Below are 3,913 nucleotides of genomic sequence, written 5' to 3'. Positions count from 1 at the left end.
CTACACCTTAAATTCGTCTATGCGGCTTCCGATGTTCTGGATTGAACTGCTCATCACAGAAGCGATTTCTGCAAGGTCTTTTCCAGAGCCAGAAACAGCTTCAATTTCATTTTCCATATCTGAAATTTTGCCGTTCATAACGCCCGTAACGTCCTTAAGCCGCTGCACGCCGTCAAGCACGCTTTTGTTCTGTCCGCTCATCCGCACAGATTCTTCGCGAACCTTGCCCGCGCTTTCTTTCATTGCAATGACAGCCTCGCTAATCTGCGAAGATCCAACCTGCTGCTCCGCCATAGCGTTCTTGATTTCCTGCATAAGCCGGTTCGTTTCTTTTATATCCTGGACAACAGAAGTAAAAGACACGTTCGACTCGTCAGAAGCCACAACCACATTCTGAATAGAATCTTTTATGAGCTTGAGCTGCTCGCCAATGTTCTTTGACTGGCTTGATGAAGTTTCCGAGAGCTTTCTGATTTCATCGGCAACAACGCTGAATCCCTTGCCGGCATCTCCTGCGTGCGCTGCCTCTATAGCAGCATTCATTGCAAGAAGATTTGTCTGCTCCGCAATCGATGCAATCACGGCGTTGGCTTCCTGCAGCATTTCGGACTGCTTTGCAATATCAGTTATCTGACTGCTCACATCGCTCTGCTTGCCCGAACCGGTCTGTGCATCTTCCAGAAGCCGGTTGAAAAGCTCGGACATCCGCTCCACAGAATTATTTACGGACTGAATGTTTCCGATCATCTGCTCTACCGCGGCAGAAGCATTTTCCGTGCCGGAAGCCTGTATCTGCACAAGGGAATCAAGCGAAGAAATCGTGTCTGCAATCTGGCGGACAGACTCGACTGTGTTGTCCACACATTCAGCCTGATTTGAAATTTCACCGTTCACCGCATCAAGATTTGAAATAATGTGGGAAATGGAAGAATTGGCAGCGTCAGTCTTTTCCTGAAGCGAAGCATCGGAAACAATAAGTTCCTCCTTTGCCTCCTTTACGCCGCTTACAATATCCTGAAGTTTTGCCGTAAACTCGTTGAACCCGGAAACAACTTCACCAATCTCGTCATTGGAAGAAATGTCTATGCGGCTTGTTAAATCTGCGTGACCGGAGGCAATCGTCCTGATTGAATCTTTTAGCACACCTACAGGACGAAGGGATTTTATTACAATGCTTGAAACGATAAGCACGGAAATTACGGTAAATATAATTACAAAAAGAACTGCAAGATTTCTAAGATGAACAATCTCAGCAAGGAAATCTTCCGCCGGCGCGCTGCATACAACAACCCAGTCAGTATTTCCGCCTACAGGTTCATAGGACACGCAGAATTCTTTTCCTGTTGCCTTATCACGGCAGAACAAAGATGAAGAATTCCCTGCCTTTATTCCTTCGACAACACTTTCCATTTCAGGCGGAAGTTCGTCGTAAAGTCCTTTTCCTTCCTTTAAAAACGTTATGTCTGAATGAGCCACATATTTTCCGGTAGTCCTGTTAATGACATACGGATGCGACTGCTTTCCTATTACGACATCAGAAACCGTACTGCATAGTTTAAGGCTGTCTATTACGGCAACAACAACGCCAATCTGCTTTTCTGAATAATCATAGACCGGAAGTGCATAAAACGTAGAAAGCTTGCCGTTTACAGGCGACCAGGCAGGGTCAAGGATAGACGGCTTTCCCTTAAGAGCAATCTGAAGGTATCCGCGAGTATGCAGATCCTGATATTTTCCGGTGGTAGTCCAGCCTACGCCGTACTCGTCATATATAGCCATACCGATGTAAGAATCATTCCCCTTTACCACGGCATTGATGATATTCCATTTTTCCTTCAAGTCTACATTGTCATCACGAATCTCGGGAAGCCCGGCAAGAGCAGAAAGCATTTTGTATTCCAGGTCGTTTATGCTTCCAATTTCAAGCGCAGTAGAATGTGCAGACTGCCCGCTGCTCTTCAATATCGAAGAAACCAGTTCTGACTTGGACTTTCCGTAAAGAAACAGCACAAGAAACAGGTTCGACACGATGATAATCGCCAGAATGGAAACAACAATTTTCAGGCGCAGGGAAAAGGCGGTTTTCATAACAAACTCCCGTAAAGCCGAATCGAAAAACAGATGTTCTTCAAGGTTTTTTATAGAAAAATAAACAGCCGCAAAAAACGGCATAGCCCGGCTAAAGTCCGTACAAAGCGGCGAACCGGACAGGCTATGGTAAAAATTATAATCCCTGTCGCAAATGGCTGTCAAACAAAATACAGGAAAACAAAGTTATAATACCGTTAAAAATTACCGGAAATTTTGAACCGCCCCCGATTCCATGAAAGCCTCCAAAATTTCTAAAAACTAATACGCGAATCCAGAACTAGACGGAAAACAAGGACTTTATTATTATGGAGCGAGAGATTTGAAGCCTAAGTATTCAAGGTGGTTGAGTACAGCCCCTGCGCTTGGGGAATACATACCGAAAGCGCCAATAAAAGATGCCGAAGCCGATTTTGAAAAAACAAAACTTGAATGTTCTGAAATTACCCTCGAGGCTTACAAAAAAATTCCAAAGTACATAAGGTTTATCGGCTGGCTTTTTAGAATTCTCGCACCGCTGATGTAGGGGGTATAATTATGAAATTCGGGAAAAACTTCTTGCAGTTTTAGATGATATGCTTTCAGAACTTGAACAAAAATTTGAACTGCCCAAAATATAGGAATTGCCATCAATCAGGCTGTAGATTATTATCAATATGTCAATTCTCCTGAATGCTATTTGGATAACTGGGAATAGGATGTAAACAAATGAAAAATATAAGTTTTTTGTTCATAATTTTTGCTTTTATTTCATGTTCAACTAAAAACAATAACATAGTTGAATCTAGACTAAATTTTCATAATATTGAAATTTCTTCATCTGACGATTTTTTTAAAATTATCAAAAATAAAGTATTTGCAGATGAAGAAATAATCATTTTTTTTGATTCCTTAATTCCGAAGGATTTAGATTTGTTAAAAGACATTTGTTATAGCAATCAAGACATAAATGTTCCAAATAATCTGAGAAACATATGTTCTATTTATAAAGTATATATATTATTATGTAATAGAGATTTTGATTCTGCAAAGAAACAAATCGAACAATTGCAAGCTGATGAAGTTATACATTACCAGTTTGATAAATTTATCAGTTTCTATTTTTGGTGTCAAAAGAGATATGAAGTTGCAAATTGGAATGCAGATTTTTATTTATTTAGATATCATAATGAAAAAAGAAGAACTATAAAACGGAGTGCATCTAAAATAAAATTTGAAATTAGATTTATGAATGACTCTTCTTTCAAGTATTAAAAGAAAACTTTACGTTAAGTGAATAAGATTTTCTTAAATTTCTTAATTGTCAAAAAAAGAGGCTCTCTGTTAAACAAATAGATATTTTTATACACCTAATTCGAGGTAGTTATAATGATTGCAATAGATTATACATATAAAAATTATGTAAAAAAGAATTCAGAGGAGTAGCTATGAAAAATATTTTAGGTATTTTACTATTATTTTTTATACAACTATTTTTTCTGAATTTGGGCATAAATGGAACATTATCAAAAAAGGATAAAACAATAATAAATGATAATAGATTTCTGTTATTAAAATGGTCGGGACTCTATATTTGGAAATTAGAGAATAGAAAAATATATAAAGCGATAATATTTATAATCTATCTGCTTTTATTTTGTAATATAATATGCATTTGTGTTAATTATATTTATGAAATAAATATAATTAAGAGTATATTGGATAAGTCAATTAAAATATCATTTTTTTTAATTCCGTTTTTGATAATTCTGAATTTTATTCAAGGAAAAGTAAAATGAGTACGTAAAATAGCACAGAAAAAGAAGCAGATTTAAGGTGCAAACAG

3 protein-coding genes are annotated in these 3,913 nt (G+C 37.8%); 2 read left to right on the top strand and 1 reads right to left on the bottom strand.

Annotated elements, in window-relative coordinates:
- Window positions 1–2,088: a methyl-accepting chemotaxis protein gene (locus tag ACI4L0_RS05190; protein ID WP_439799103.1), complete on the bottom strand. Its 2,088-nt coding sequence runs from the start codon at window positions 2,086–2,088 to the stop codon at window positions 1–3.
- A 322-nt stretch (window positions 2,089–2,410) separates the two neighbouring features.
- On the opposite strand from ACI4L0_RS05190, the gene ACI4L0_RS05185 reads away from it, so the two are divergent.
- Window positions 2,411–2,614: a hypothetical protein gene (locus tag ACI4L0_RS05185; RefSeq protein WP_439799102.1), complete on the top strand. Its 204-nt coding sequence runs from the start codon at window positions 2,411–2,413 to the stop codon at window positions 2,612–2,614.
- Between the two features lie 182 nt (window positions 2,615–2,796).
- A complete protein-coding gene (locus ACI4L0_RS05180; protein ID WP_439799101.1) occupies window positions 2,797–3,342 on the top strand; it encodes a hypothetical protein in 546 nt (181 codons plus the stop codon).
- Window positions 3,343–3,913: the final 571 nt, after the last annotated feature.

It is taken from the genome of Treponema sp., assembly GCF_051883275.1.
Taxonomy (GTDB): domain Bacteria; phylum Spirochaetota; class Spirochaetia; order Treponematales; family Treponemataceae; genus Treponema_D.
This window is presented reverse-complemented; position numbering and strand designations above follow the sequence as displayed.